This is a genomic window from Pseudomonas sp. 14P5.3.2 (assembly GCF_057799175.1).
The window spans coordinates 11,809-38,124 of record NZ_JBYOKU010000050.1 but is presented as its reverse complement, the minus strand read 5'-3'; the positions used below and the strand labels follow the sequence as shown (position 1 = coordinate 38,124).

28 protein-coding genes and 1 tRNA gene are annotated in these 26,316 nt (G+C 59.2%); 11 read left to right on the top strand and 18 right to left on the bottom strand.

Annotated features, from left to right (window positions below):
* Positions 1-127 precede the first annotated feature (127 nt).
* From AC27VU_RS26835 to queA, 6 genes are all read right to left on the bottom strand, one after another.
* Positions 128-676 carry a glycine zipper 2TM domain-containing protein gene (locus tag AC27VU_RS26835; protein ID WP_003227918.1) on the bottom strand — a complete coding sequence of 183 codons (549 nt, stop codon included), beginning with the start codon at positions 674-676 and terminating at the stop codon, positions 128-130.
* Positions 677-797: 121 nt separating this feature from the next.
* Complete coding sequence (secF, locus tag AC27VU_RS26830; protein WP_003227920.1) at positions 798-1,712, bottom strand: protein translocase subunit SecF; 915 nt, start codon at positions 1,710-1,712, stop codon at positions 798-800.
* Between the two features lie 9 nt (positions 1,713-1,721).
* Positions 1,722-3,590: a protein translocase subunit SecD gene (gene secD, locus AC27VU_RS26825; protein ID WP_488725260.1), complete on the bottom strand. Its 1,869-nt coding sequence runs from the start codon at positions 3,588-3,590 to the stop codon at positions 1,722-1,724.
* A gap of 64 nt (positions 3,591-3,654) precedes the next feature.
* On the bottom strand, positions 3,655-3,993 hold the full coding sequence (gene yajC, locus AC27VU_RS26820; protein WP_003227923.1) for a preprotein translocase subunit YajC: 339 nt from the start codon (positions 3,991-3,993) through the stop codon (positions 3,655-3,657).
* Positions 3,994-4,036: 43 nt separating this feature from the next.
* Positions 4,037-5,152, bottom strand: a complete 1,116-nt coding sequence (gene tgt, locus AC27VU_RS26815) for a tRNA guanosine(34) transglycosylase Tgt (RefSeq protein ID WP_161794909.1) — start codon at positions 5,150-5,152, stop codon at positions 4,037-4,039.
* Between the two features lie 14 nt (positions 5,153-5,166).
* Positions 5,167-6,231 (bottom strand): tRNA preQ1(34) S-adenosylmethionine ribosyltransferase-isomerase QueA, encoded by a 1,065-nt coding sequence (gene queA / locus AC27VU_RS26810; RefSeq protein WP_488725259.1) that lies wholly within the window; start codon positions 6,229-6,231, stop codon positions 5,167-5,169.
* Positions 6,232-6,339: 108 nt separating this feature from the next.
* Between queA and AC27VU_RS26805 the strand changes: the two genes are divergently transcribed.
* Together AC27VU_RS26805 and AC27VU_RS26800 are read left to right on the top strand one after the other, a co-directional pair.
* Positions 6,340-6,424, top strand: a tRNA-Leu gene (locus AC27VU_RS26805).
* A 138-nt stretch (positions 6,425-6,562) separates the two neighbouring features.
* Positions 6,563-6,892, top strand: a complete 330-nt coding sequence (locus tag AC27VU_RS26800; RefSeq protein WP_262142686.1) for a hypothetical protein — start codon at positions 6,563-6,565, stop codon at positions 6,890-6,892.
* An 89-nt stretch (positions 6,893-6,981) separates the two neighbouring features.
* On the opposite strand, the gene AC27VU_RS26795 is transcribed toward AC27VU_RS26800, so the two are convergent.
* Positions 6,982-7,695 carry a CPBP family intramembrane glutamic endopeptidase gene (locus tag AC27VU_RS26795; protein ID WP_488725258.1) on the bottom strand — a complete coding sequence of 238 codons (714 nt, stop codon included), beginning with the start codon at positions 7,693-7,695 and terminating at the stop codon, positions 6,982-6,984.
* Positions 7,696-7,755: 60 nt separating this feature from the next.
* A complete protein-coding gene (locus tag AC27VU_RS26790; protein ID WP_488725257.1) occupies positions 7,756-8,505 on the bottom strand; it encodes a hypothetical protein in 750 nt (249 codons plus the stop codon).
* 86 nt (positions 8,506-8,591) lie between these two features.
* On the opposite strand from AC27VU_RS26790, the gene AC27VU_RS26785 reads away from it, so the two are divergent.
* The 4 genes from AC27VU_RS26785 to AC27VU_RS26770 all read left to right on the top strand — a co-directional run bounded on the left by AC27VU_RS26785 (position 8,592) and on the right by AC27VU_RS26770 (position 12,248).
* A complete protein-coding gene (locus tag AC27VU_RS26785) occupies positions 8,592-8,999 on the top strand; it encodes a hypothetical protein (protein ID WP_488725256.1) in 408 nt (135 codons plus the stop codon).
* 110 nt (positions 9,000-9,109) lie between these two features.
* Positions 9,110-9,841 (top strand): hypothetical protein, encoded by a 732-nt coding sequence (locus AC27VU_RS26780; RefSeq protein ID WP_488725255.1) that lies wholly within the window; start codon positions 9,110-9,112, stop codon positions 9,839-9,841.
* A 72-nt stretch (positions 9,842-9,913) separates the two neighbouring features.
* On the top strand, positions 9,914-11,833 hold the full coding sequence (locus tag AC27VU_RS26775) for an alkaline phosphatase D family protein (protein WP_488725254.1): 1,920 nt from the start codon (positions 9,914-9,916) through the stop codon (positions 11,831-11,833).
* 31 nt (positions 11,834-11,864) lie between these two features.
* Positions 11,865-12,248, top strand: a complete 384-nt coding sequence (locus AC27VU_RS26770; RefSeq protein WP_045122032.1) for a hypothetical protein — start codon at positions 11,865-11,867, stop codon at positions 12,246-12,248.
* A 237-nt stretch (positions 12,249-12,485) separates the two neighbouring features.
* Here the strand turns inward: AC27VU_RS26770 and AC27VU_RS26765 are convergent, their stop codons facing one another.
* Positions 12,486-13,658 carry an aspartate aminotransferase family protein gene (locus AC27VU_RS26765; protein ID WP_488725253.1) on the bottom strand — a complete coding sequence of 391 codons (1,173 nt, stop codon included), beginning with the start codon at positions 13,656-13,658 and terminating at the stop codon, positions 12,486-12,488.
* A gap of 102 nt (positions 13,659-13,760) precedes the next feature.
* Between AC27VU_RS26765 and AC27VU_RS26760 the strand changes: the two genes are divergently transcribed.
* Positions 13,761-14,666 (top strand): LysR family transcriptional regulator, encoded by a 906-nt coding sequence (locus tag AC27VU_RS26760; protein WP_262142680.1) that lies wholly within the window; start codon positions 13,761-13,763, stop codon positions 14,664-14,666.
* A 55-nt stretch (positions 14,667-14,721) separates the two neighbouring features.
* Complete coding sequence (locus tag AC27VU_RS26755; RefSeq protein ID WP_003227964.1) at positions 14,722-15,126, top strand: GNAT family N-acetyltransferase; 405 nt, start codon at positions 14,722-14,724, stop codon at positions 15,124-15,126.
* Positions 15,127-15,136: 10 nt separating this feature from the next.
* Here AC27VU_RS26755 and msrA read toward each other — a convergent pair whose 3' ends face one another.
* Genes msrA through msrB form a run of 3 tightly spaced genes read right to left on the bottom strand, consistent with a single transcriptional unit; the run spans position 15,137 to position 18,227 of the window.
* A complete protein-coding gene (msrA, locus tag AC27VU_RS26750) occupies positions 15,137-15,841 on the bottom strand; it encodes a peptide-methionine (S)-S-oxide reductase MsrA (protein WP_488725252.1) in 705 nt (234 codons plus the stop codon).
* 15 nt (positions 15,842-15,856) lie between these two features.
* Complete coding sequence (locus AC27VU_RS26745; RefSeq protein ID WP_488725251.1) at positions 15,857-17,665, bottom strand: cytochrome c biogenesis protein DipZ; 1,809 nt, start codon at positions 17,663-17,665, stop codon at positions 15,857-15,859.
* 43 nt (positions 17,666-17,708) lie between these two features.
* Positions 17,709-18,227, bottom strand: a complete 519-nt coding sequence (msrB, locus tag AC27VU_RS26740) for a peptide-methionine (R)-S-oxide reductase MsrB (protein ID WP_003227971.1) — start codon at positions 18,225-18,227, stop codon at positions 17,709-17,711.
* A gap of 151 nt (positions 18,228-18,378) precedes the next feature.
* Between msrB and AC27VU_RS26735 the strand changes: the two genes are divergently transcribed.
* The 3 genes from AC27VU_RS26735 (at position 18,379) to AC27VU_RS26725 (ending at position 21,430) form a co-directional block, all read left to right on the top strand.
* Positions 18,379-19,089 carry a response regulator transcription factor gene (locus AC27VU_RS26735; RefSeq protein ID WP_262142676.1) on the top strand — a complete coding sequence of 237 codons (711 nt, stop codon included), beginning with the start codon at positions 18,379-18,381 and terminating at the stop codon, positions 19,087-19,089.
* Positions 19,086-20,606, top strand: coding sequence for a sensor histidine kinase (locus AC27VU_RS26730; RefSeq protein WP_488725250.1), 1,521 nt, complete (start codon positions 19,086-19,088; stop codon positions 20,604-20,606). Before AC27VU_RS26735 ends, AC27VU_RS26730 begins: the two co-directional genes overlap by 4 nt.
* Before the next feature lie 119 nt (positions 20,607-20,725).
* The gene (locus AC27VU_RS26725) at positions 20,726-21,430 is read left to right on the top strand and encodes a hypothetical protein (RefSeq protein ID WP_488725249.1); all 705 of its coding nucleotides are present in this window, start codon (positions 20,726-20,728) and stop codon (positions 21,428-21,430) included.
* A gap of 67 nt (positions 21,431-21,497) precedes the next feature.
* Here the strand turns inward: AC27VU_RS26725 and AC27VU_RS26720 are convergent, their stop codons facing one another.
* The 6 genes from AC27VU_RS26720 to cyoB form a co-directional block, all read right to left on the bottom strand.
* The gene (locus AC27VU_RS26720; RefSeq protein WP_027612161.1) at positions 21,498-21,989 is read right to left on the bottom strand and encodes a RidA family protein; all 492 of its coding nucleotides are present in this window, start codon (positions 21,987-21,989) and stop codon (positions 21,498-21,500) included.
* Positions 21,982-22,212 carry a hypothetical protein gene (locus AC27VU_RS26715; protein ID WP_146774718.1) on the bottom strand — a complete coding sequence of 77 codons (231 nt, stop codon included), beginning with the start codon at positions 22,210-22,212 and terminating at the stop codon, positions 21,982-21,984. The genes AC27VU_RS26720 and AC27VU_RS26715 overlap by 8 nt, the downstream gene beginning before the upstream one ends.
* Positions 22,213-22,425: 213 nt before the next feature.
* Positions 22,426-23,313 (bottom strand): heme o synthase, encoded by an 888-nt coding sequence (gene cyoE / locus AC27VU_RS26710; RefSeq protein ID WP_003227980.1) that lies wholly within the window; start codon positions 23,311-23,313, stop codon positions 22,426-22,428.
* 10 nt (positions 23,314-23,323) lie between these two features.
* On the bottom strand, positions 23,324-23,659 hold the full coding sequence (cyoD, locus tag AC27VU_RS26705) for a cytochrome o ubiquinol oxidase subunit IV (protein WP_003227981.1): 336 nt from the start codon (positions 23,657-23,659) through the stop codon (positions 23,324-23,326).
* Positions 23,659-24,282, bottom strand: a complete 624-nt coding sequence (gene cyoC / locus AC27VU_RS26700) for a cytochrome o ubiquinol oxidase subunit III (protein ID WP_003227982.1) — start codon at positions 24,280-24,282, stop codon at positions 23,659-23,661. The genes cyoD and cyoC overlap by 1 nt, the downstream gene beginning before the upstream one ends.
* 3 nt (positions 24,283-24,285) lie before the next feature.
* The gene (gene cyoB, locus AC27VU_RS26695) at positions 24,286-26,313 is read right to left on the bottom strand and encodes a cytochrome o ubiquinol oxidase subunit I (protein ID WP_003227984.1); all 2,028 of its coding nucleotides are present in this window, start codon (positions 26,311-26,313) and stop codon (positions 24,286-24,288) included.
* Between the last annotated feature and the right edge of the window lie 3 nt (positions 26,314-26,316).

The following is a 26,316-nucleotide window of genomic DNA, read 5'->3' as shown; positions in this document are numbered from 1 at the left end:
CCCCCTTTTCCCCCCCCCCCCCCCCCCCCCGAGCAGGCTCACTCCTACAGGGGATTTGTGGTGGGGCTTGAATCGCGCGCACAAAAAAGCACCCCGAAGGGTGCTTCTTTTTAAAACGAACAGACCGTTATTGACCTGGCTGATTCTGCGACAGAATCAGCTTGCCTTCCTTGTCGACCGGAATCTGGTTGCCCGGATCGCGATCCATCCGCACTTTGCCTTCCTTGCCATCCAGCGAATAACGCACGTCGTAACCGACAACCTTGTCACTGATGTCATTCACTGTGTTACAGCGAGTCTGGGTGGTCGTGTAGGTGTCGCGGTTCTGCATGCCTTCCTGCACCTTGTTACCGGCATAACCGCCACCGACCGCACCAGCAACGGTGGCAAGCTTCTTGCCGTTACCGCCGCCGACCATGTTACCCAACAGGCCACCACCGACCGCACCGAGCACCGTACCCACGATCTGGTGCTGATCCTGAACCGGTTTCTGCCGGGTTACCGCCACATCCTTGCACACTTCACGTGGAGTCTTGATCTGTGTCTTGACCGGTTCTACGGCCAGCACTTGCGCATACTCAGGGCCGCTTTTAACCAGGCTGTAGGTGGCAACAGCACCCCCGGCAGTCACACCGACAGCACCCAATACCGCACCAACCAGCAACGACTTGTTCACATGAACCTCCTGACCATCACATGCGGGACGCGCCCGCGCTTCTCCCAGCCTTGGAGCATAAAAAAAGGCGCGAGTTCAACTCGCGCCTTTTTCGGGCTGACAACCGGTGAAGCGATGGCCGTTATGGACGGTCGTCGACTTCCTTCTCGGTGTTGGCCGGAGGAATCAGATCCTCAGTGCTCAGGTTCAGCCAGATCAGTACCACGTTCGCGATGTAGATCGACGAGTAAGTACCCGCCAGAACACCGATGAACAGGGCAATGGAGAAGCCGAACAGGTTGTCGCCACCGAAGAACAGCAGCGCAGCGATCGCCAGCAAGGTGGAGATCGACGTTGCCATGGTCCGCAGCAGGGTCTGGGTGGTCGAGATGTTGATGTTCTCGATCAGCGAAGCCTTACGCAGCACACGGAAGTTCTCACGAACCCGGTCGAACACGACGATGGTGTCGTTCAGCGAGTAACCGATGATCGCCAGTACCGCCGCCAGTACCGTCAGGTCGAAGGTGATCTGGAAGAACGACAGGATACCGACAGTCACGATCACGTCGTGAATCAGCGAAACGATCGCGCCGACCGCGAATTTCCACTGAAAGCGGAAAGCCAGGTAGATCAGGATGCCGCCGAGCGCCAGCAGCATGCCGAGGCCGCCCTGGTCGCGCAGTTCTTCACCGACCTGCGGGCCGACGAACTCGACACGCTTGACCGTCGCCGGGTTGTCGCCGCCGACTTTCTGCAAGGCCTCGGCGACCTGATGACCCAACTGCGGGTCTTCGCCTGGCATACGTACGAGCAAGTCGGTGGTTGCACCAAAGCTCTGCACGATGGCTTCGTGATAACCGGAAGTCACCAGTTCTTCACGCACCTTGGTGACATCGGCCGGACGCTCGTAGGTCAGCTCGATGAGCGTACCGCCGGTGAAGTCCAGGCCCCAGTTCATGCCCTTGTGGACGACGCTGAAAATAGCCAGCAACGTGAGAAACACTGTGACGCCGAACGCGAAGTTGCGAACGCCCATGAAGTTGATTGTACGTAACATGGCAGCCCCTTAAATCCACAACTTCTTGAAGTCACGTCCGCCGAAGATCAGGTTGACCATTGCGCGGGTCACCATGATGGCCGTGAACATCGAGGTAAAGATCCCGAGGGACATGGTCACTGCGAAGCCCTTCACCGGGCCGGTGCCCATGGCGAAGAGGATGCCGCCGACCAGCAGAGTGGTCAGGTTGGCGTCGAGAATCGCGGTGAATGCCCGGCCGAAGCCTTCGTTGATTGCACGCTGCACGGTCATGCCGGCGGCGATCTCTTCACGGATCCGCGAGAAGATCAGCACGTTGGCGTCGACCGCCATACCCATGGTCAAGACGATACCGGCGATACCCGGCAGGGTCAGCGTTGCCCCCAGCAGCGACATCAGCGCCAGCAGCAGCACCATGTTCACCGCCAGCGCGACCGTGGCGATCAAACCGAAGAAGCGGTAGATGGCGATGATGAACAGCGAGACGAACAGCATGCCCCACAGCGATGCATCGATACCTTTGGTGATGTTGTCAGCACCCAGGCTCGGACCGATTGTGCGCTCTTCAGCGAAGTACATCGGTGCGGCCAGACCACCGGCACGCAGCAGCAGCGCCAGCTCGGACGATTCGCCCTGGCCGTTCAGGCCGGTGATACGGAACTGCGCACCCAGCGGCGACTGAATGGTCGCCAGGCTGATGATCTTCTTCTCTTCCTTGAAGGTCTGCACCGGCACGTCTTTCTCGACGCCGTCGACAACCTGCTTGGTGTAAGTGGTCACCGGACGCTGTTCGATGAAGATCACCGCCATGCTGCGGCCGACGTTCGAACGGGTCGCGCGGCTCATCAGCTCGCCACCGTGGCCATCCAGACGGATGTTCACTTCAGGTGTGCCGTGCTCGCCGAAACCGGCCTTGGCGTCGGTCACCTGGTCACCGGTGATGATCAGGCCACGCTCGATCTGCGCAGGAGGACGCTTGCCTTCACGGAACTCGAAAGTTTCGGAAGTGGCTTTCGAAGCACCCGGCTCTGCAGCCAGACGGAACTCAAGGTTGGCCGTCTTGCCGAGAATACGCTTGGCTTCGGCAGTGTCCTGCACGCCCGGCAGCTCAACCACGATGCGGTTGGCGCCCTGACGCTGAACGATCGGTTCGGCAACACCCAGCTCGTTGACGCGGTTACGTACCGTGGTCAAGTTCTGCTTGATGGAGTATTCACGGATTTCCGCCAGCTTGGCCGGGGTCATCGCCAGACGCAGCACCGGTTGACCGTTGAGGTCGGCCGGAACAATGTCGAAATCGTTGAAGTTCTTGCGGATCAGCGCACGGGCCTGTTCGCGGGAGTCAGCATCGCTGAAGCCCAACTGAATGGCGCCGCCCAGTTGTGGCAGGCTGCGATAGCGCAGCTTCTCTTTGCGCAGCAGACTCTTGACGTCGCCTTCGTAGACTTTCAGGCGAGCGTCGAGGGCTTTGTCCATGTCCACTTCCAGCAGGAAGTGCACACCACCGGACAAGTCCAGACCCAGCTTCATCGGGTGCGCGCCGAGGTTGCGCAGCCATTGCGGGGTGGTCTGTGCCAGGTTCAGTGCGACGACGTAGTCATCACCCAATGCCTTGCGCACAACGTCCTTGGCCGGCAACTGGTCTTCAGCCTTGGTCAGACGGATCAGACCGCCCTTGCCGTTGGCTGCCAGTGTGGCTGCCTTGACGTTGATGCCGGACTCTTTGAGCGCAGTGCTTACGCGATCCAGATCGGCCTGATTGACCTGCAGAGCCGTGCTGGCGCCGCTGATCTGAATGGCCGGGTCATCGGGGTATAGATTGGGAGCGGAATAAATCAGACCGACCGCCAGCACCGCCAGGATCAGAATGTATTTCCACAGAGGATATTTGTTCAGCATCACGCCGCCCGTTATGAACGCGGGGCGCCTTGCGCGCCCCGTCGATTGAGTAGAAGTTGGAACCTTAGATCGCTTTCAGCGTGCCTTTTGGCAGCGTGGCGGCGATGGCGCCCTTCTGGAACTTCATTTCCACGGTGTCGGAAACTTCCAGAACCACGAAGTCATCGGCCACTTTGGTGATCTTGCCGGCGATGCCGCCGGTGGTGACCACTTCGTCACCCTTCGCAAGGCTGCTCAGCAGGTTCTTCTGCTCTTTGGCGCGCTTGGCCTGTGGACGCCAGATCATCAGGTAGAAGATGACCAGGAAGCCGACCAGGAAAATCCACTCGAAGCCGCCGCCCATTGGGCCTGCAGCAGCCGGTGCAGCTGCGTCAGCCATGGCGTTAGAGATAAAAAAGCTCATTTAGCACTCCAGTTGCAAATGTTGAATCTTGGGGTCAGAAAACTCAGTCCAAAGGCGGAACGGGGAGCCCGCGTTTGGCGTAGAAGGCATCGACAAAGGCGGCCAATGTACCCTGTTGAATAGCCTCGCGCAAACCAGCCATCAGCACCTGATAATGGCGCAAGTTATGGATGGTATTGAGCATGCTGCCGAGCATTTCGCCGCACTTGTCCAGGTGATGCAGATAAGCGCGGGAGAAGTTCTGGCAGGTATAGCAATCGCAGGTCGGATCCAGCGGCGAATCATCATGGCGATGGAACGCGTTACGGATCTTCAGCACGCCTGTATCAATGAACAGATGCCCATTGCGGGCATTACGGGTTGGCATCACGCAATCGAACATGTCCACACCGCGGCGCACACCCTCAACCAGATCTTCCGGTTTGCCAACGCCCATAAGGTAACGAGGTTTGTCAGCCGGCATCATGCCCGGCAGATAATCCAGCACCTTGATCATCTCGTGCTTCGGCTCGCCCACCGACAGACCGCCGATGGCCAGGCCATCGAAGCCGATCTTGTCCAGGCCTTCCAGCGAGCGCATGCGCAGATCCTGGTGCATGCCGCCCTGAACGATGCCGAACAGCGCTGCGGTGTTGTCGCCATGCGCGTTTTTCGAGCGCTGGGCCCAACGCAGCGACAGCTCCATCGAAACGCGAGCGACATCTTCGTCAGCCGGGTACGGCGTGCATTCGTCGAAGATCATCACGATGTCGGAACCGAGATCGCGCTGCACCTGCATCGATTCTTCCGGGCCCATGAAAACTTTCGAGCCATCGACCGGAGAGGCGAAGGTCACGCCCTCCTCCTTGATCTTGCGCATCGCGCCCAGGCTGAACACCTGAAAACCACCGGAGTCGGTGAGGATCGGGCCTTTCCACTGCATGAAATCGTGCAGGTCGCCGTGCTCCTTGATCACCTCGGTGCCCGGGCGCAGCCACAGGTGGAAGGTGTTGCCCAGAATGATTTCCGCGCCAGTGGCGACGATGTCACGCGGCAACATGCCCTTGACCGTGCCGTAGGTGCCCACCGGCATGAAGGCCGGGGTCTCGACGGTGCCACGCGGGAAGGTCAGACGACCACGACGAGCCTTGCCATCGGTGGCAAGCAGTTCAAAGGACATGCGACATTCGCGACTCATTCTGTTTCCTCTGGGCCTGTTTGTTCAGGGGCAGTCGGGGCGGGATTACGGGTGATGAACATCGCATCACCGTAGCTGAAAAAGCGGTAGCCGTTGTCGACGGCGGCTTTATAGGCGGCCATGGTTTCGGGATAACCGGCGAACGCCGAAACCAGCATCAACAGCGTGGATTCGGGCAAATGGAAGTTGGTGACCAGGGCGTCGACCACATGGAACGGCCGGCCCGGGTAGATAAAGATGTCGGTGTCGCCACTGAACGGCTTGAGCACGCCATCGCGCGCAGCACTTTCCAGCGAACGCACACTGGTGGTGCCCACGGCAATCACCCGTCCACCACGCGCGCGGCACGCCGCAACGGCGTCGACCACATCCTGGCCGACTTCCAGCCACTCGCTGTGCATGTGGTGATCTTCGATCTTGTCGACGCGCACCGGCTGGAACGTCCCCGCACCGACGTGCAGCGTGACGAACGCGGTCTCGACGCCCTTGGCGGCAATCGCCTCCATCAGCGGCTGATCGAAATGCAGCCCCGCCGTCGGCGCTGCCACCGCACCGAGGCGCTGGGCGTACACGGTCTGATAGCGCTCGCGATCCGAGCCTTCATCCGGGCGGTCTATATAAGGAGGCAACGGCATGTGCCCGACGCGATCGAGCAGCGGCAGCACTTCTTCAGCAAAGCCCAACTCGAACAGCGCATCGTGACGCGCGAGCATCTCGGCTTCGCCACCGCCGTCGATCAGGATCTTCGAACCCGGCTTCGGCGACTTGCTGGAACGCACATGGGCCAGCACGCGGTGCGTATCGAGCACGCGTTCGATGAGGATTTCCAGCTTGCCGCCCGAGGCTTTCTGCCCGAACAACCGCGCCGGAATCACCCGGGTATTGTTGAATACCATCAAATCGCCCGGGCGCAAATGCTCAAGCAAATCAGTGAATTGACGGTGTGCAAGGGCGCCGCTCGGCCCATCAAGGGTCAGCAGGCGACTACCGCGACGCTCGGCCAAAGGGTGGCGGGCAATCAGCGAATCAGGAAGCTCGAAGGTAAAGTCAGCAACGCGCATGATGGGGTTCGTCTAGCAGGGCCGGAAAGTCTAGCGGAAATATCGAAAATTGACCATGAAACGTGATTGACCAACGGTAGTCACCTCTCTATACTTCGCCGCCATTGAGCCCTGATGGCGGAATTGGTAGACGCGGCGGATTCAAAATCCGTTTTCGAAAGGAGTGGGAGTTCGAGTCTCCCTCGGGGCACCAAAATTAAGAAAGGTCTTGCTTAGCAAGGCCTTTTTTTTCGTCTGCCAAAAAGTGGCCGCTGTTGTAGGAGCTGCCGAAGGCTGCGATCTTTTGATCTTCCTCTGTTTCACCGACAGGACATCTCAAAGGGTTCACTGCATGGAAACGTCACTGGAAACCGTCGCCCTGTTCTCCCTCAAACTTGCTTACGAGGAGGAAGGCCTGAGCCCGATTCTGCGGGATGACATGGTCATGGGTGATTATCAAAAAGACGTGTTCGAATTGCTGGTGCGACGCGGAGATGTCGAGACTATTCAGTTCAAGCTGAACGAGTGCCTTGCGTTGGCGATGAGTGCAGTGGGTGGGGTCGAGAAACCCTTGGGCCGCGAGCTGCACAGACTGTCGATGGTGTTCAGCCAGGCCGAGTCTGTTGAACAGTTTCAGCAACCGCTGACCCTGCTCACTAACTACTTAAAGGATATTCAGTAATTTGGGGGACGAACCGCCCCCCATTACTTCGCACTCTTGCGCCTACGAGCAGCGATCGAAGAAGAAACCCTCGCCGCACCTGCAGCAGGTCAAGAATAAAAAAACGGATAAAGTCCGACCGCAAGCAGGCCGGCGAAAGCATGCATTATCATCGGTAGCATCAGCCCCCCTGTTGCGAGCCTGGCAATCGCCAACATCAACGCCAGAACAAAGAGAGACACGAAGGTCGTTTTGAACGAGTATTGCCAATGAACGGCTGTAAACAGCACGGCTGAAAACAAGATTGCGGTGTATCGCCAAAACGTCTTCTTGAAGGCAAACAGATTGATCAGGAAATGACGGAAAGCCAGTTCTTCACCCAATGGCGCCAGTACAAGAATGAGGAACAGCAATATCCCGCTGTTATAGATTGATCCCGTCTTCAGCGCGTTCATGAATTGCTGCATAAATGGCTCGGGAGGCTGCCCTATCCATTTCGAAAATGCATAGCTGGTCACATACAGCAACGCCACGCTGGCCAGACCTAGCCAAAAGGCATTGCTCGAAAAACCTTCCCCTTTGAAACGGTTGCCGATCGGATGCATTTTTCGAAGCAGCCAAAACAGCACAAGCATCGCAATGCAGGCGACCAAATGAGCGCCCACTACCACCAGAAACTCACCGGAACTCTCTCGAAAAACATATCCACCTGCGGCTTGCATCAGCCAATACAAGACAAACCCCAAGAGTGCTATGAGTGCTCTTCCTTTCCAGCCCTCACGGAGATACGCCGCATGCCTCTCAAACCTGCCAGATACTTGCATAAAAAACTCAACTTATTAATAAAACCATGGCCTGTCAGCCGTTGATGGTGTTTGTTCTTTTTAGCGCCGAGCCTTCAACACCCGAATATCCGTCGCAAATCCATCCGCCCCCACAATCTTCTTCCAGCCCACATACTGAAACTCGCCCCGCTCATCGATGTAATCGCCCTTCTCCACCGACCGGCCACCGACGATCGCCACGCGTTTTTCCTCGCCACAACCGCCATCCGATGGGCGAACGGTATAAATCACATACGGCTTCACATATTGCGTGGCGCGGAAGTATTGGCCGCAGACTTCGTCGACGGTGATCAGCATGGTTTTCAGGCGGGCTTCGCCGTCCATGTCTTCGTGCAGTTTCAGGAAGGAGATGTCGCCGACGTCGCTGTAGCCGAGTGAACGCGCGCGTTGGTATTCGGGGGAATTCTGGTGGGCGATACGCCCTTGCTCAGCCGCTTGATTCATTCTGGCGGCGAACTCGGCTTTGCCTTGGGCAATCGTTGCCTCGGCCTGGGCGGCGACGTTTTCGCATTGCGCGAATTCGCGGGAGCCGAGGTATTGGGGCGTCAGGTTCAAGCGGCGCTCATTGATGATCCGCAGGCTGCCTTCCAGATCACCTGCCACCTCAAAGGCGCCAGGTACGCGACCGCTCTGGACGTCGGCCATTTTCTCCTGCATTCGCTGGCAGTTGGCGAGGTAATACTGCCAACTGCTCTCCGGAGGCTCTTTCCAGGCGGCGATTGCCGGAGTAATGGAGCTGGCGAGCGTGATTGCACAGAGCGTGCGCAGAACAGAAGCGACTTTTGGCATGCGTAGTCCATTACAGGAATCAAGAAAGTGGCGCGACGCTACTATTTTGCTATCGTGCCGTCCACTGTCGGCAAGGTGCCGAGCGTTTGTACCGCGACTGGTTGCGAAGGGTGGATACGATGGATTTTGTGTTTTTCTTTATTGCCTGGATAGGCATGTGGGTCTGGGTCGTCAGGCAGCGTGGGGCTTGGAACCTGCTACTCGCCAATGTGTTGGGCGCTGCCAGCGGCATGATTGTTGGCCTGGTGGTTTCGCAGCTTTGTATCGGACTATTCGGCTCTAGCCGGCCACCGGTCCCGGGGGTCATGGGATCGATTCTGGAAATGCTCGCAACCGCTGCGGCGCTGAGCGGTGTATGGATGCTGGTGGCCCGCCGCTCGCAAGTCGAACACCCTGTCGCGCGTCAGCTACTGGCCGGCCTTTGCGGCGTAGTGGCCGGCATAACCGCGATCATGTTTTTTGCCCAGATCAATCCGCCCAATCTCGGCATGTAAATGTCTTCGTGGCGTCAGACCTCTATTTTGATATCTTGCCGTCCATCTTCAGCACTCACCGCCAGTGAGTGCTGTTTTGCAGGCTATTGAAGGTTTAAGGAAAGGATCGAATGGAGTTTCTGAGTTTTCTGGCATTTATCGCCGCCTGGGGTTTCATGTGGCGCTGGGTGGTGAAAAACCGCGGCAGCTGGAATCTGTTTTACGGCAACATCGTTGGCGCGGCGGGCGGTTTTATCGTCGGCATGGTGGTGCTGTCGATCTTGCTGTCGATATTCCCGTCGGAGCATAAATCCGCAAAAGCGCCAATCGAAGACGTGATCACGCAGAGCGATGTGACCACCAGTCTGTTGCCCGAAGCCGAGTCGGATTCGACGTCCGCGGCGCTGGAAAACGCGCCGGGCTTTGCCGCGATCGAGCCGGATAACCAACCTTCTCCGCCGGATTCCGCACTGCTGCCGAATTACGCGAGCCGGGCACCGAAATCGATATCGGAAAAAACCGTCCTGGATCAGAGCGACGCGCAGGGCCGTAAAGCGCTCACCGCGCTGCGCGACAAGCTTGGGCAAAATGCCGACAGCGATGAATCGATGCTCGCGTATGTCATGTGCGGCACGCTGGTCACCAGCACGCTGCGCTTCCCGGCGTCGGCGCGCTTCGCCGACAGCTCTGCCATTGTCACCAAGCGCTTCAAGGATCAGGTCTACACCCTCAGCAACAAGGTCACCGCGCGCAACATGAACGGCGATGACGTCACTTATAGCTTCGACTGCTCGGTGCAGGAGCAACCCGCGTCGGCCGAATGGCGACTGCTGAATCTGAAGTTGCAGAAGGTCGGTTCTTAAGCCTCGTTTAAGGGTTCAAGGCGCCGGCTGCGCTATCATCGCCAGCCTGTGCGCCTTGAGCTTTGCCCCCGAATGTCCCCGATACCTGCTGACCTGAATCCGCTGCCTCCCGTTTTGGCCGGCCCGCTGCTGCGACGGCTGGAACCAACGCGAGTGGTGCTGTGGTTGGTCGGCTCCCGCGAGCTGGCGCTGACCTTGCGTCTGCAAGGTGTAGGAGACATTCCTCTCGATGCCGGGAAATGCACGGTCATCCCCGTAGGCCGTCACGCGTTCGTCCATCTGATCGACGTTGTGCTCGACAGCACCCTGCCCTGCGACACGCGTATTGACTACGACCTGCTGATCGACGGCCAGACGCCCATCGCCGCATGGGCGCCGCATCTGCTGTACGGCAATGCCCACTGCCCGAACCTTGTCGTGCGCTCGCGGATCGATCAGTTGCTGCATGGTTCTTGCCGCAAGCCCCATCACCCGGCGGCAGACGGTTTGCTGTGCGTCGATCAACTGTTGGCTGCCGAAACCGATCCGCAACAACGTCCAGCCCTGCTGATGATGAGCGGCGACCAGATCTACGCCGACGACGTCGCCGGGCCGATGCTGCGGGCAATTCACGCCTTGATCGAACGCCTCGGCCTGTTCGACGAACACCTCGAAGGCGCGGTGGTCAGCGACAGCGCCAAGCTTTACAAGCACCCGGCCAGTTACTACCACCGCGCGGATTTGTTGCCGGCGCTGGAGAGCAACGAGACCTTGCGCGAGCGATTTTTCGGCGGTGCGCGTAAGCCGATTTTCACCAGCAGCAGCGCCGACAATCACCTGGTGACGTTCGCCGAAGTGATGGCGATGTATCTGCTGGTGTGGTCTCCGGTTGCCTGGACCCTGATCACCCCGCAAGCGCCGGTAATGACCCCGGAACGGCTCAAGCGCTACACCCTCGAACAGACTCGCATCGATGGATTTACGGCCGGCCTGAACAACGTCGCCCGAGCCTTGGCGCACCTGCCAAGCCTGATGATTTTCGACGACCACGACATCACCGATGACTGGAATCTTTCCGCGCAATGGGAGGAAACCGCCTACGGCCACCCGTTCTCCAAACGCATCATCGGCAACGCCTTGATCGCGTACATGTTGTGCCAGGGCTGGGGCAATAATCCGGACGCGTTCAAGGATGTGCTGGAGAACACTCGCCGCCTGAGCGCCAGTGGTGACGATCAATATCTCGACAGCCCGGTGCAGGACGCGCTGATCGATGATTTGCTGCGCTTTCAGCACTGGCATTTCGTGCTGCCGAGCAGCCCGGCGCTGGTGGTGCTCGACACCCGCACCCGCCGCTGGCGCAGCGAGATGGCACTCAAGCAACCCTCCGGTTTACTGGACTGGGAAGCGCTGAGCGAACTGCAACAGGAGCTGCTCGATCATCCGTCAGCAATCATTGTTTCCCCCGCGCCGATCTTCGGCGTGAAGCTGATCGAAACCGTGCAGAAGGTTTTCAGCTGGTGCGGCTATCCGCTGCTGGTCGACGCGGAAAACTGGATGGCTCATCGCGGTGCGGCGCAGGTGATCCTGAACATTTTCCGACACAACCGCACACCCGGAAACTACGTGGTGCTGTCCGGCGACGTACATTATTCCTTCGTCTACGAAGTGCTTATCCGACACCGCAAAGCCGGGCCACGGATCTGGCAGATCACCAGCAGCGGGATCAAGAACGAGTTCCCGAAAACCCTTCTGGAATGGTTCGACCGCCTCAACCGCTGGCTCTACTCGCCGCGCTCGCCGTTGAACTGGTTTACCAAACGCCGACGCATGCGCATCGTGCCCTATACCCCGGAACATGCCGAAGCGGGTGAGCGGCTGTGGAATTCAGCGGGGATCGGGCAGGTGTCTTTCAATGCGCAGGGGCAGCCGAGCGAGATCATTCAGCACAATTCGAACGGGGCGGTGAAGACGCGGATGCTGGCGCCGGAGTTGGGGGATTATCCTGATTGATATGGCCTCCATTGCCCACAGTGAGATTGCAATGACGATACCTTCGCGATTACTTATCACCCGCGACAGCGTACATGCCGGCGATGATTGCGAGGCTCCCCATGCGCGCTGGATCAACCTGCAAGAGATTGAAACCCTGGAGGCTGCCCTGCGCCTACTACTCCACAATGGTTATCTGCCAAGCATTGCTGGTGGATGTGCGACATGGATCGTACGCGGGCCTCAGGCCCTTGCTGTAATTGCCCAGCAATGGCAGGAGCCTCGTTTTCTGGTCAATGCCCAGTCGACACTGGTCAATTTGGAAGAGTTGAGGTTTGTATATTGGTGCCAGGTAGATCCGGAGCTTGTTTTCGACTGTCTGCTAACAGGCGCCGAACTTCCTGACAAATACAGCGGATTTAAGACGTCAAAGTAGTCGGAAGGGGACTACAGTTTTTAAGGAAACATCTCTGGAATCGCTGATTCATACTCTGCTTCCCTTACACAGGAAGCAGAGCCATGCGAAAAAGAAAGCCAGACCCTTTAGAAATCGATACAACGACTTACCTTTTAAGCTCCCCGGCCAATGCTAGAAGGCTGCTGAGATCTATCGCAGAAATGCACAATGGAATTCGTGCAAATACGGACGCCTCTTCGTTCAATTTCGTGCCTCTCAGTCAGTTGAGACCGCCAGCCCCACACCTCTGACAATCATCTCCACCTCCCGCTCATCAATCGTCAGTGGCGGCAGCAGCCGTATCGTCTTGCCGCGTGTAACGTTGATCAGCAATCCATGATCCCGCGCAGCAATCAGCGTCAGATCGCGGATCGGCTGTTTCAGTTCGATGCCGATCATCAAGCCCTGCCCACGAATCGCCAGCACGTTGGGGTTGTCTACCAGTTCGGCACGTAGACGAGCCAGCAAGCGCTCCCCCTGTACCCGAACATTTTCCAGCAAGCCTTGTTCTTCGATGATGTCCAGCACCGTGCAGCCGACCCGGCAGGCCAGCGGATTACCGCCGAACGTGCTGCCATGGCTGCCGGGGGTGAACAGATCCGCCGCCCTGCCCCGCGCCAGGCAGGCGCCGATCGGCACGCCGTTGCCGAGGCCTTTGGCCAGGGTCATGACGTCCGGCACGATGCCTTCATGCTGAAACGCAAACCATTGGCCAGTGCGGCCGATGCCGGTCTGGATTTCATCGAGCATCAGCAGCCAGGCGTGACGATTGCACAGTTCGCGCAGGGCTTTGAGGTAGCCGGGCGGCGCGAGTTGCACACCGCTTTCGCCCTGGATCGGCTCGACCAGAATCGCCACGATGCGCTCGCCGTGCTTTTGCTGCACTTGATCCAGCGCGGCCAGATCACCGAAGGGCACTTTGACGAAATCTCCCGGCAGATCATTGAAACCCAAACGCACCGCCGGCCCATCGCTGGCCGACAAGGTGCCCAACGTGCGCCCATGAAACGCGTTAGCCATGACCACCACCAGTGGCTGTTCGATGCCTTTGCTCCAGCCGTACAAACGCGCCAGCTTCAGTGCAGTCTCGTTGGCTTCGGCGCCGGAGTTGTTGAAAAACGCCCGCTCCATTCCTGACAACTGCGTGAGTTTCTGCGCCAGCTGTTGCTGCCAGTCGATGCTGTACAGGTTGGAGGTGTGCAGCAACAGTCCGGCCTGCTCGCTGATAGCAGCGACAATCCGTGGGTGCGAGTGCCCGACATTGGTCACCGCGACTCCGGCGACAGCATCCAGATATTCTCGACCGGCCTGATCCCACAGGCGCGTGCCCAGGCCTCTGATAAAGCTCAGGGCCAGCGGTTGGTAGGTATTCATCAGGGCGGCGGTCATGACTTCAAACTCCAGTGAAGGTCGGTGTGTTTGCAGTATGGTTAGCCACCAGAACTGGATAAACTCGGCAAAACTTCAATCATTTAAAAGCAGGACTTGATAATGGACCTGTTGCAGGCAATGAGCGTGTACGTGAAGGTCGTGGAAGCCGGGAGCATGACGGCGGCCGCGTTGCAGTGCGAAATTTCCACGACCATGGTCGGAAATCACCTGCGCGCACTGGAGCAAAGGCTCGGCGTGCAGTTGCTGCAGCGCACCACCCGCCGTCAGCGACTGACCGAATTCGGTAGCGTTTATTACCAGCGTTGTCTGGATGTATTGGGCCTGGTGGCCGACTCCGAACGCCTCGCCGAACAGGCCCTCGACGAGCCGCGCGGCTTGCTGCGTATCACCGCGCCACTGACTTTTGGCGTCGAACGTCTGGCCCCGGCGCTCAGCGAGTTTTCCCTGCAATACCCGCAATTGAAAATGGATGTGGTGCTGACCAACCGCCGTCCGGACCTGCTGGAAAGTGGCCTCGACGTGGCGTTTCGGCTGGGGCATTTCGAGCAGTCGAACCTGATCGCCCGGCCGCTGATCGACTACACCCTGACCGTATGCGCCTCCCCGGCGTACGTCGCGCGACGCGGCATGCCGATCACCCCGGAAGACCTGCAGCAACACGACTGCCTGTCGTTCGCCTACCCTGCCGGCGATGACTGGCAATCGGTGGAAAAACGCTGGCGCCTCAGCGGCCCGGACGGCGAGATTCTGGTCGACGTCAGCGGCCCGATGCTGATGAACACCTCTGCCGGCCTGCATCAGGCGGCGCGCACCGGCATGGGCATTGTGATGCTGCCGGATGCGCTGGTGGAACAGGATCTGCGCGACGGCAAACTGGTGACGGTAATCCCCGATTACCAGCCACCGAGCCGCCCATTGCACCTGCTGTACGCGCCGGATCGTTATCGTTTGCCCAAGCTGCGGCGCTTCGTCGAATTCGCGATGAAAACCTGGGGCAGATCCTGATTTGGGCTGCGATTGACTATGCTCCGGTGATTGCCGACAAGGATGCTGCCATTCGATGAAAACCAACCTCACCGTACGCGATCTGTTGCCTGCCGAAGTGGAGCCAGTTCGCCTGTTTCTAGGGCAACATGGCTGGGGACACCGAACGGGTTCCAACGACTACTTCGCCCAACTCATCGAAAACTCGCAACGCACTGCGGTCGCGCTGAGCGGCGAGCAGATCATCGGTTTCGCCCGAGGCCTCACCGATGGTTTGTCCAACGGTTATCTGTCGATGGTGGTGGTTGATGATCAACATCGGCGCGCCGGCGTCGGGCGCGCACTGGTCGAGCATGTCATGGGTGACAACCCCGAGATCACTTGGGTCCTGCGCGCCGGGCGTGACGGGGCTGAGGCGTTTTTTGCCAACCTGGGTTTTGAAACGTCGACGATTGCGATGGAACGACCAAGGCTCAAATAACACACCTGAATCAACTTCCGCTTTTCACCAACACCGGCTTCTCCTGATAACGCTGCGCAAACAACTGCTTCAACTGCGCCACCTTCGGCATGTCGTTGATCACAATGTACGGATAGCTCGGGTGTTCGGTCAGGAAGTCCTGGTGATAGTCCTCCGCCGGGTAGAAGCCGTTGTAGGTTTCCAATTTCGTGACGATCGGTTTGCTGTAGGCATGCGCCGCGTCGAGTTGGGCGATGTAGGCCTGGGCCACCCGTTGCTGGTCGGCATTGACCGGGAACAGCGCCGAGCGATATTGCGTGCCGCTGTCCGGGCCTTGGCGGTTGAGTTCGGTCGGGTTGTGGGCCACCGAGAAGTAGATCTGCAGCAGGCTGCCGTAGCTGACTTGCGTCGGGTCGAAGGTGACTTGCACGGACTCGGCATGACCGGTATCGCCTTCGCTGACCCGCTCGTATTGCGCCGTGCTCGCTGCGCCGCCGGCATAACCGGAGACGGCTTTCTGCACGCCTTTGACGTGCTGGAAAACCCCTTGCACGCCCCAGAAACAACCACCGGCGAACACCGCGGTTTCACTGTGCGCCTGGGTGGTTTCGTCGAGGGAAGGTGGCGGGATGACCACCGCGTCTTCGGCGCCGAAAGAGAACGCCGAGCATTGGCCGATCACGCCGGCCATGGCGACGCCGAGCAATGCACGTCGCCAGTTGTTTTGAGCTTTCATGTTGCGCACTCCCGATCAGCCGAAGGTGAAGGCGTAAGCCGATACGCCCGGATCAAGAAATTCGATGGTGAAGGTGCGATCCTTCACCTCGTCGGTTTGCCGCACCAATTGGTACAAGCGCTGTTCGGTCACGCGGCCGCTGCCATCCGCGGCGACATCCACACCGTGGGCATCCCCCGGCGCCTGACCGTCAATCGACACTTTGAAGCGCACCGGTTTGCCATCGGCGTTCGGCCCCAGGACCAGATGCAGGTCGCGGGCGTGGAAGCGATAAACGATGCGACTGGCCGGCGCACTGGCGGTGGCGCGCTCGGCGCCGACAGCCCACTGGCCGCCAAGGCTCCAGTCATTCAAAGTCAGGTCGGCCGGTAGGTTATAGGTCGCGACCTTGTCAGGCACCAGGCTGGTTTGCGGTACGAAATGTTCCGCACGCTGGTAGCCGACGTAGGTTTCCGGCGATAGCACCTGATTCATGTCCGGGGCCATCTGCACACCTTGGGCGTCAGCGTTGATCAGGCCATCAGCCACGGTTTTCGCCCCGGCTTCACGCAGCAACTGCTGGATGACCCGCTCCGATTCGGCGTAGTCGCCTTCGCCAAAATGGTGGTATCGAATCCGTCCCTGAGCATCAGCAAAATAATGCGCCGGCCAGTATTCGTTGTTGAAGGCGCGCCAGATCTTGTAGTCGTTATCGATCGCTACCGGGTAGTTGATACCCAGCTCCTTCATGGCTTTGGTGACGTTACCCACGTCACGCTCGAAGGCGAACTCGGGCGCGTGCACACCGATCACTACCAGGCCTTGATCGCGGTACTTCTCGGCCCAGGCTCTGACGTATGGCAGGGTGCGCAGGCAGTTGATGCAGGAGTAGGTCCAGAAATCCACCAGCACCACTTTGCCCTTCAATGCCTGGGCATCGAGCGGTGGCGAATTGAGCCATTGCACGGCGCCAGTGAGCGGTGGTAACTGGCCTTCGACCGGCAATGTTCCGGGTGCCTTGTCAGCGATTTTCATCACCGCGCCTGTGGCTTTCATGCTGCCGTTCGCCGCGTCATCCGCAGCGGGAATCTGCGCCATCATCGTGCCGCTGCCCGCAGGTGATTTGCCGGAGAGTTTGCCCACCAGCGCTTGTTCGATTCCGCCCGTAGATGCGGTCGAGAACCGCGCCAACAGCCCGGTATCGAGGCCCAGCGCAATCGCCGCGACACCCGCCAGCATCGCCGCTCCCAACCCACGACGGATCCACTCCCCCGTACCGATCGAGCGCTTCATCAACGCAAAGACCTTACCGCCCAGCAGCAGCGCCGCCGCCAGTGAAGTCGCGGCGCCCGCCGCGTAGGCGAGCAACAACAGCGTGGTGGCGATGCTTGCCCCTTGCAGCGCGGCACCGGTCAGAATCAAGCCGAGAATAGGCCCGGCGCACGGCGCCCAGAGCAGACCCGTGGCAACGCCGATCAGAAACGAGGCGCCGGGACGCGGTCGATTGTCCTGACCCGCAGCTTCGGACAGCCGACTGCCGGCCGAGACCAGCGGTCGCGTCAGGCGCTCGGCGAGGCGCGGCAGCAGCAGCGTCAGCCCGAACAGTGCTACGAACAGCAACGCGAGCCAGCGCCCGTACTGATTGACTTGCACCACCCAACCGCCGCCCACCGCCGCCAGCGTGGCGACGAGGGCGAAGGTCAGCGCCATCCCGGCCAAGAGCGGCAAGCCACTCTTGATAAACGGCTGCCCGGTGCGAGCGAAGACAAAAGGCAGAACAGGCAGGATGCACGGACTGACGATCGTCAGCACACCGCCCAGATAAGCGAGAACCAAGAGCCACATGGTGTCGTCCTGTAGAAAGTGAAGATCGAAAAATCGCCATGGCTCATGCCGCCACGGGTTTGAACGTCATCGCCAGGCCGTTCATGCAATAGCGCAGGCCGGTGGGTTTCGGGCCGTCATCGAAGACATGCCCCAGGTGCCCGCCGCAGCGCCGACAGTGCACTTCATTGCGCGACATGCCGAAGGAGCGGTCCTGACGCGTGGCCACCGCGTGCTCCAGCGGTGCCCAGAAACTCGGCCAGCCGGTGCGGCTGTCGAACTTGGTCGCCGATGAAAACAGCGCCAGGTCACAGCCCGCGCAGTCGAATGTGCCGTTGCGATGTTCGTTGTTGAGGGGGCTGGTGTAGGCCCGCTCGGTGCCTTCTTCGCGCAGGATGGCGTACTGCTCATCCGAGAGCAGCGAGTGCCATTCACTGTCGCTGTGGCTCACCTCGAAAACCTCATCGGCATGGGCTTGCTCGATCAGTGCGGTGCCCGAGGAAAATTTTGGCAATACACCCGCCACCAGGGCTGCAACCCCCAGCCCGCCGCTCGCTACGAGAATCTGTCGCCGTGAAAACATGGCCGTCTCCAAAAATTCCAGGTGCCTGTCATGGAACACAGCCTAGGCTTGGGTTGATCGCCAAATCCTCACGGGAAGTTAACGAATTCGTGATAACTCGCCCCGAGGAAAACCCGCACAATGCGCTCACTGCGCCGAAGGATTGAGCTTGATGGAACCGACCAGACGCATCCTCGTGGTCGAGGATGACCAACACATCGCCGATTTGATTTGCCTGCATTTGCGCGATGAACATTACGACGTCGTGCACTGCGCCGACGGCGACGAAGGCATGCGCCTGTTGCAACAGGGGCAATGGGATGCGCTGATCCTCGACCTGATGTTGCCGGGGGTCGACGGCCTGGAAATCTGCCGCCGCGCCCGGGCGATGGCGCGCTATACGCCGATCATCATCACCAGCGCACGCTCCAGCGAATTGCACCGCATCCTCGGTCTGGAACTGGGTGCCGACGACTACCTCGCCAAACCGTTTTCAATGCTGGAACTGGTGGCCCGGGTCAAAGCCTTGCTGCGCCGGGTCGACGCCATGGCGCGCAACCTGAAAATGGACGCCGGCAGCCTCAATCTCGATGGTCTGAGCATCGACCCGATCACCCGCGATGTCGCCCTCAATGGCACGCGCCTGGACCTCACCCCGCGCGAGTTCGATCTGCTGTATTTCTTCGCCCGCCAACCGGGCAAGGTGTTCTCGCGCATGGACCTGCTCAATGCGGTGTGGGGTTACAGCCACGAAGGCTACGAGCACACGGTCAATACGCACATCAATCGCTTGCGGGCGAAAATCGAAAGCGATCCGGCGCAACCGACACGCATCCTCACCGTGTGGGGCCGTGGCTATAAATTCGGCACGGAACAACCATGAAACTGACCCTGTCGCAGCGCCTGTCCGTCGTATTCGCCGTGTTGCTGTTGGTGTGCTGCGGCACCTCCGCATGGCTGCAGGTGCGCTCCAGCAAGATGCACGAGCTGGAAGTGGTGCAAGGCCTGTCGCGGGACCTGGCCCAGCACATCGCCCATGACACGGTGCTGATGGACAGCAATGGCTTGATGCCCGGCGCCGTGCGCGAACTGTTCAGCCAGTTGATGCTGGTCAACCCGAGTGTCGAGGTGTACCTGCTCGACACGGAGGGGCGGATCGTCGGCAATGCCGCACCCGAGGGTCGGATGCGACGGGAAAAAGTCGACCTCGTACCGATCAAGCGCCTGCTCGACGATCAACCGCTGCCGATCCTCGGCGATGACCCGCGCAGCGTCGATGGCCGCAAGGTGTTCAGTGCCGCGCCACTGAAGGTCAATGGCAAGCCTGCGGGCTATCTGTACGTGGTGTTGCTCAGTGAAGAACATGATCGTTTCGCCGAACGCGGCGCGACCAGTGCTGCGCTCAATACCGCGTTGCTATCAATCGGGCTGGTGGCGCTGTTGTGCCTGATTGCCGGCCTCACGGCATTCAACCTGATTACCCGGCCATTGCGCCGGTTGACTGAAACTGTCAGCCGCTTCGACATCGACGGTACGCCGCAATCTGCGCCCGTCATGCCAGCCGCTGTGGATAAAACCGCTGACCCGGATGAAATCGCTGTGCTCGACGCTGCCTTCCGGCAAATGCAAAACCGCCTAGGGGAACAGTGGCGCTCGTTGACCCGCCAGGATCAGGAGCGCCGTGAACTGGTGGCGAACATCTCCCACGACCTGCGCACACCACTGGCCTCGCTGCACGGCTATCTGGAAACCCTGTCACTCAAGGACGCCACGCTCTCTGCCGAGGAGCGGCGCCGCTATCTGGGTATCGCTCTCGATCAAAGCCGCAAGGTCGGCGGGTTGGCGCAATCGCTGCTGGAGCTGGTGCGTCTGGAACACGGCTTTGTGCAACCGGTGCTGGAACGCTTCTCCCTGATCGATCTGCTGCAGGACATCTTCCAGAAATTCGAACTGGCCGCCGAAGCCCGTCACGTCGAACTCAAGGCCAGCTTCGGGCCAAACCTGCCGACGGTCTGCGCCGACCTTGGCTTGATCGAACGAGTGCTGACCAACCTGGTGGACAACGCCTTGCGCCATACGCCGCCGGGCGGCGAAATCGAGCTGGATCTGAAACCCCGGGGCGTATTGGTCGAAGTGACGGTTAGCGACACCGGCCCCGGCATCGCACCCGAGTTGCGCGAAGGTCTGTTCCTGCGTCCATTCAATATTGGTGGTGCGCGACGCGACGGAGGACTGGGGCTGCGCATCGTCCACCGCATCCTGCAACTGCACGGGCGAGACATTCAGTTGGTCGATGTCGCTGGGCGTGGCGCAACTTTCCGCTTCACGCTGCCGACCGATCAGCAAACCGCGGAACAGTGGATGGTGCGCTCGATGAACCTGAACACACCGGACAAATAATCCGCACCACCGGACTGTTGTTCCGTGACAACGCCGCCCCGCTCCCCTAAATTAACCGGCCTGAAAAAGACCCCGTGCTTTCTCGTCTCAACTCAAGTTAAAAAAGTAGTGAAATTTCAATGTCCGATTTCAACACCGCTGAATCCGTAGTCACCGAATCGTCCAAAGCGGAATACGAAAACTCCATCAATCTTTCACAACACCTTCCACAAGCCAAGATCATCAGCGAGATGGTGCTGGATGCTTTCCAGTCGACCCGCGAAAGCGACCAGATCCGCGAGCTGCGCGCCGCGATCCGTCAGGCGCACGACAGCTTCGATGACGACAAGGCCTACGAGCTGATGGGCGAACTCAAGCGCCTCAAGGACGCCGAGGCCGCCGACATCGCCGCCCTCGAAGACCTGAGCAGCAAGTTCTCGATCGGCCGCATCCTGTCCTGCTTCAAGGACGATCCGGCATTCCAGGAAATCGTCTACGGCCTCGCGCTCAAAGTGCTGAACCAGACCCATCAGGCGATCAGCAACCCGAGCGGCGGCAAGAGCAAAGCCGCCCGCGCCAAGAAAGAAGTCGAAATCTTCACCATCAGCAAGGACGGCAGCAGCGTGACCCTGCCGCTGCGCACGCCGCGCTCGCGTATGAACGTTGACCGTGAAGCGCTGGAGTTCCTCGGTTTCACCTTCGTCGGTGAAGGCGAAGAAGCCGAGTTGGAGGGCGAGACCTTCGTCGACAACGCCGGCACCGAACACGCGATCAACCGCAAGAACATCATCACCGCCCTGCAACAGCGGACCGCATTCGATGGCTACAGCATCGCTGCGCAGTAATCCCGGCACCGACAAAAAAGCCCCGCTCTGAGATTCAGGCGGGGCTTTTTGTTGGGCGGCGCGGCGGTCAGACTTCCGGCTGCACCGCTGCGATCATGTCGACTTCAACCGCGGCGTTCTTCGGCAACTGGTAGACACCGACCGTAGTGCGCGTATGTCGCCCGGCATCACCGAGCACATGGCTGAAAACGTCCGATGCACCGTTGGCCACCTCACTCAGGTCAACGAAGTCCGGGGTCGACTTCACATACACCGTGACCCGCAACAACGCCCGGATCTTGTCCAGCGAACCGACCGCATCGACGATCAGCGCCAAGCAGCGCATGGCACTGATGCTCGCGGCAGCCTGGGCGTCCTTGAGGGTCAACTCCAACCCCACGCGACCGGGATACAGAATCCTGCCATTGACCCGCGGCACCATGCCGCTGATGTACAACTCATCGCGGTGGCGGATCAGCGGCGCGTAATTGCCGCCGGCGGTGTTCTCGCCGTAAATGTCGTAGTTCAGCTCGTGTGCCAGGGCAATGAAGCGTTCGTCGCAGGTCATCCTCTCAGTCATTTCGCCCAGCCTTTTGATCGATGCATGAAAAATCGCAGGTTAAGACCGATGAAAATCGCGGATTTGACTCGATGTAGATCATCGGCATAGTTGGATCCAAATCTAGGTCTTTTACTGACTGATAGCAACCTGCCGCCACAATAGCAGCGCCAGCCTTTCTGCGCGCAGCAGCCATCTCCTGAATTCCTTGCATCAATTCGTCAAATAGAACGCGTTTTGCCATCCATCAGCGCCTCGATAAAACCCAGTTGTCGAGTGATCGTAACGAAAGAAAAATCTTCTGGCGGTAGGAGATATCCCTTTTTGAAGAAGGCTCCTTCCCAACTGGCAGAAATTATTGAGTGCTGGAAGTATTCGTTCGGTTACCTGAATAAGGCCCAACAAAAAACCCCGCACATCTCTCGATGTGCGGGGTTTTTCTTGAAGCCATCCAGCCTTACGGCGCGTACGTCAGCAGCAGCTCGGCCGGCACCTTGAAGTCCAGGGACATCATGACGCTCAGGGCGGTGATGGTGAAGATCGAGAACACGAACAGCTTGCGTGCCCAGACCGTGTCATCCACCGCCTTGTAGCCGGTCCAGGCCATGTACAACCAGTACATGCCCATGGCCGCGGCGACGGCGAGGTAGCTCATGCCGGCGTAACCGCTGAAGGTCAGCATCAAGGTCGCCACGAGGAACGCCAGGATGTAGAGCAGGATGTGCTTCTTGGCCACTTCGATTCCGCGCTTGACGGGCAGCACCGGAATCGATGCGGCCAGGTAGTCGTTGAAACGGAAGATCGCGATGGCGTAGGAATGCGGCATCTGCCACAGGCTGAACATCACCAGCAGGGTCAGTGCGGCCATGTCGAAGCTGTTGGTTACGGCAACGTAACCGATCACTGGCGGCATGGCGCCCGACAGACTGCCCACCAGCGTGCCGTGAACCGACTTGCGCTTGAGGTACAGGCTGTAGAAGCCGACGTAGATGATGAAGCCGATTACCGCGAACAGGGCGGCCAACGGGTTGGCCACCTTGTACAACAAGGCAACGCCGAGAACACCCAGGATGGTCGCGTAGACCAGGGCCAGTTTCAGGGAGATCAAGCCCTGCACCAGCACCCGGTTCTTGGTGCGTTCCATCTTCAGGTCGATGTCGCGGTCGATGCAGTTGTTGAACACGCAACCGGAGGCCACAACCAGGGATGTGCCGATCATGGCGGCCAGGAACACCGCCAGATCTACATGCCCTTTCGAGGCCAGGAAGAACCCGCCTGCCACAGAAAGCACGTTACCGAAAATGATCCCCGGTTTGGTGATTTGGATAAAGTGCTTGAGCGACATCGGGTCTACCTCACTTCGCCATCATGTACGTGTGGATGCTGAACATGATCCACAGCGACAGGCCAACCAGCAGCAGGATCACGATGGCCGTAAAGACAAACGCGATCACGTTGTTACGTTGTGCAATCGAACGGTCCAGGTGCAGGAAGTAATACAGGTGAACGATCACCTGGATTACCGCGAACAGCAGGACGATTGCCAGCGTGGTCGACTTCGGCAAGGTCGGGAACATCACCAGGCCGAACGGGATGGCAGTCAGGATCACCGACAGGATGAAGCCGATGGCGTACGACTTTACGCTGCCGTGGCCAGCATCATGGCTGTCATGGGAGTGTGCATTAGCCATTACAGAGTCCCCATCAGGTAAACAACGGTGAATACGCAGATCCACACCACGTCCAGGAAGTGCCAGAACAGGCTCAGGCAGCTCAGACGGGTCTTGTTGGTCGCCGTCAGGCCGTGCTTGTTGACCTGGTACATCATGATGCCCATCCAGATCAGACCCGCGGATACGTGCAGACCGTGGGTACCGACCAGGGTGAAGAACGCCGACAGGAAGCCCGAACGGCTAGGACCGAAGCCCTCGGAGATCAGCAGGTGGAACTCGTTGATCTCCATGGCGATGAAGCCTGCGCCGAGCAGGAAGGTCATGAACAACCAACCCAGAACCTGCTGCTTTTTACCTTTGTACAACGCCAGCATGGCGAAGCCGTAGGTGATCGAACTGAACAACAGCAGAGCGGTTTCGCCCAGCACGTATGGCAGTTCGAAGATGTCGTGGCCCGACGGGCCACCGGCGACGTTGTTTACCAGTACTGCGTACACCGCGAAGATCGACGCAAACAGAATGCAGTCGGTCATCAGGTAGAGCCAGAAACCGTATACGGTCATCTCGCCCGAGTCGTGGTGATGGTCATCGTGCCCATGGTCACCATGGGCGTGTCCAACATTGGTCACTAAGTTCGACATGGTTTAAGCCTGTTCCAACGAGGTTACACGGGTGGCATTGGCCGGGATTTTCCCTGCCGCGACCAGACGCTTGTGCTGCTCGGCTTCGATGCGCTCGATCGTTTCAACCGGAACCATGTAGCCCTGGTCGTCACGTGCGGCGTGGATCACGAAGTAGATGACAGTGCCGGCCAGGCTGGCGATCGCCAACCACCAGATGTGCCAGATCATCGCGAAACCGAAGACGGTCAGCAGTGCGCCCATCACCACGCCAGTGGCGGTATTGTTCGGCATGTGGATCGGCTCGTACTTGGCCGGAGCCTGGTACGCAGTACCGTTTTCCTTGGCTTCGGTGAACGGGTCGATGCAGTCAGCCTTAGGCAGCACAGCGAAGTTGTAGAACGGAGGTGGCGACGAGGTCGACCATTCCAGAGTGTGGGCATTCCACGGGTCACCGTGTTCGCACATGTTCTCTGGCTTGTTGCGGTCACGCACACTGACGTACAGCTGGATCAGTTGGCAGGCGATACCGACAGCGATCATCACCGCACCGAACATGGCAACGTACAGGTACGGTACCCACTCAGGGTTGGTGGTGGCGTTCAGACGACGGGTCATGCCCATGAAGCCCAGTGCATAGAGCGGCATGAACGCGACGAAGAAGCCCGAGATCCAGAACCAGAATGCTGCTTTACCCCAGCCTTCGTGCAGCTTGAAGCCGAACGCTTTCGGGAAGTAGAAGCCGAAACCTGCGATGTAGCCGAAGACTGCGCCGCCGATGATCACGTTGTGGAAGTGCGCGATCACGAAGAGGCTGTTGTGCAGAACGAAGTCAGCACCCGGGATGGCCAGCAGTACGCCGGTCATGCCGCCGATGGCGAAGGTCACCATGAAGCCCAGAGTCCACATCACCTGGCTGGTGAAGCGCAGACGGCCCTGGTAGATGGTGAACAGCCAGTTGAACAGTTTCACACCCGTCGGGATGGAAATCAGCATCGTCGCCAGACCGAAGAAGGCGTTGACGCTGGCACCCGAACCCATGGTGAAGAAGTGGTGCAGCCAAACCATGAAGCCCAGTACCGAGATCGCGCCCGAAGCGTAGATCATCGAGTGGTGGCCGAACAGTTTCTTGCCGGTGAACGCCGAGATCACTTCCGAGAAGATGCCGAATGCCGGCAGGATCAGGATGTAAACCTCAGGGTGGCCCCAGGCCCAGAACAGGTTGACGTACATCATTGGATTGCCACCAAGTTCATTGGTGAAAATGTGGAAATCCATGTAACGGTCGAGGGTCAGCAGTGCCAGGGTAGCGGTCAGGATCGGGAACGAAGCCACGATCAGGACGTTAGCCCAGGTGCAGGTCCAGGTGAAGATCGGCATGTCCATCAGTTTCATGCCAGGGGTACGCATTTTCAGCACGGTCGCGAGGAAGTTGACCCCCGTCAGCGTCGTACCTAACCCGGATAGCTGTAGCGCCCAGATATAGTAGTCCATACCCACGCCAGGGCTGTACTGCAGACCCGACAGCGGCGGATAGGCAACCCAGCCGGTCTTGGCGAATTCGCCGACGCCCAGGGACAGGTTGATCAGCACAACGCCGGACACCAGCAGCCAGAAGCTCAGGGAGTTCAGGAACGGGAAGGCAACGTCACGCGCGCCGATCTGCAGCGGCACTGCAAGGTTCATCAGGCCGGTGAAGAATGGCATCGCCATGAAGATGATCATGATCACACCGTGAGCGGTGAAGATCTGGTCATAGTGTTCAGGTGGCAGGTAGCCAGGCGAACCCTCGGTGGCCATGGCCAACTGGGTACGCATCATGATGGCGTCGGCAAAGCCACGCAGCAGCATGACCATGGCCACGATGATGTACATCACACCGATTTTCTTGTGGTCGACCGACGTCAGCCACTCGGTCCACAAGTAGGTCCACTTCTTGAAGTAGGTGATTGCAGCGAACAACGCCAGACCACCGAGCGCGATCATCGAGATGGTGACCATCACGATCGGCTCGTGGAAAGGGATCGCTTCCCAACTTAATTTACCAAACATCGT

Coding starts and splice junctions, on each gene's coding strand:
- AC27VU_RS26770 (WP_045122032.1), top strand. CDS start 11,865: ATGACGATACCTTCGCGATTACTTATCACCCGCGACAGCGTACATGCC.
- AC27VU_RS26760 (WP_262142680.1), top strand. CDS start 13,761: ATGGACCTGTTGCAGGCAATGAGCGTGTACGTGAAGGTCGTGGAAGCC.
- yajC (WP_003227923.1), bottom strand. CDS start 3,993: ATGAGCTTTTTTATCTCTAACGCCATGGCTGACGCAGCTGCACCGGCT.
- AC27VU_RS26795 (WP_488725258.1), bottom strand. CDS start 7,695: ATGCAAGTATCTGGCAGGTTTGAGAGGCATGCGGCGTATCTCCGTGAG.
- AC27VU_RS26725 (WP_488725249.1), top strand. CDS start 20,726: ATGTCCGATTTCAACACCGCTGAATCCGTAGTCACCGAATCGTCCAAA.
- cyoB (WP_003227984.1), bottom strand. CDS start 26,313: ATGTTTGGTAAATTAAGTTGGGAAGCGATCCCTTTCCACGAGCCGATC.
- AC27VU_RS26775 (WP_488725254.1), top strand. CDS start 9,914: ATGTCCCCGATACCTGCTGACCTGAATCCGCTGCCTCCCGTTTTGGCC.
- tgt (WP_161794909.1), bottom strand. CDS start 5,152: ATGTCCTTTGAACTGCTTGCCACCGATGGCAAGGCTCGTCGTGGTCGT.
- secD (WP_488725260.1), bottom strand. CDS start 3,590: ATGCTGAACAAATATCCTCTGTGGAAATACATTCTGATCCTGGCGGTG.
- AC27VU_RS26755 (WP_003227964.1), top strand. CDS start 14,722: ATGAAAACCAACCTCACCGTACGCGATCTGTTGCCTGCCGAAGTGGAG.
- cyoE (WP_003227980.1), bottom strand. CDS start 23,313: ATGTCGCTCAAGCACTTTATCCAAATCACCAAACCGGGGATCATTTTC.
- AC27VU_RS26765 (WP_488725253.1), bottom strand. CDS start 13,658: ATGACCGCCGCCCTGATGAATACCTACCAACCGCTGGCCCTGAGCTTT.
- AC27VU_RS26720 (WP_027612161.1), bottom strand. CDS start 21,989: ATGACTGAGAGGATGACCTGCGACGAACGCTTCATTGCCCTGGCACAC.
- queA (WP_488725259.1), bottom strand. CDS start 6,231: ATGCGCGTTGCTGACTTTACCTTCGAGCTTCCTGATTCGCTGATTGCC.
- cyoD (WP_003227981.1), bottom strand. CDS start 23,659: ATGGCTAATGCACACTCCCATGACAGCCATGATGCTGGCCACGGCAGC.
- AC27VU_RS26735 (WP_262142676.1), top strand. CDS start 18,379: ATGGAACCGACCAGACGCATCCTCGTGGTCGAGGATGACCAACACATC.
- AC27VU_RS26745 (WP_488725251.1), bottom strand. CDS start 17,665: ATGTGGCTCTTGGTTCTCGCTTATCTGGGCGGTGTGCTGACGATCGTC.
- msrB (WP_003227971.1), bottom strand. CDS start 18,227: ATGTTTTCACGGCGACAGATTCTCGTAGCGAGCGGCGGGCTGGGGGTT.
- AC27VU_RS26790 (WP_488725257.1), bottom strand. CDS start 8,505: ATGCCAAAAGTCGCTTCTGTTCTGCGCACGCTCTGTGCAATCACGCTC.
- AC27VU_RS26800 (WP_262142686.1), top strand. CDS start 6,563: ATGGAAACGTCACTGGAAACCGTCGCCCTGTTCTCCCTCAAACTTGCT.
- secF (WP_003227920.1), bottom strand. CDS start 1,712: ATGTTACGTACAATCAACTTCATGGGCGTTCGCAACTTCGCGTTCGGC.
- AC27VU_RS26730 (WP_488725250.1), top strand. CDS start 19,086: ATGAAACTGACCCTGTCGCAGCGCCTGTCCGTCGTATTCGCCGTGTTG.
- AC27VU_RS26715 (WP_146774718.1), bottom strand. CDS start 22,212: ATGGCAAAACGCGTTCTATTTGACGAATTGATGCAAGGAATTCAGGAG.
- msrA (WP_488725252.1), bottom strand. CDS start 15,841: ATGAAAGCTCAAAACAACTGGCGACGTGCATTGCTCGGCGTCGCCATG.
- cyoC (WP_003227982.1), bottom strand. CDS start 24,282: ATGTCGAACTTAGTGACCAATGTTGGACACGCCCATGGTGACCATGGG.
- AC27VU_RS26780 (WP_488725255.1), top strand. CDS start 9,110: ATGGAGTTTCTGAGTTTTCTGGCATTTATCGCCGCCTGGGGTTTCATG.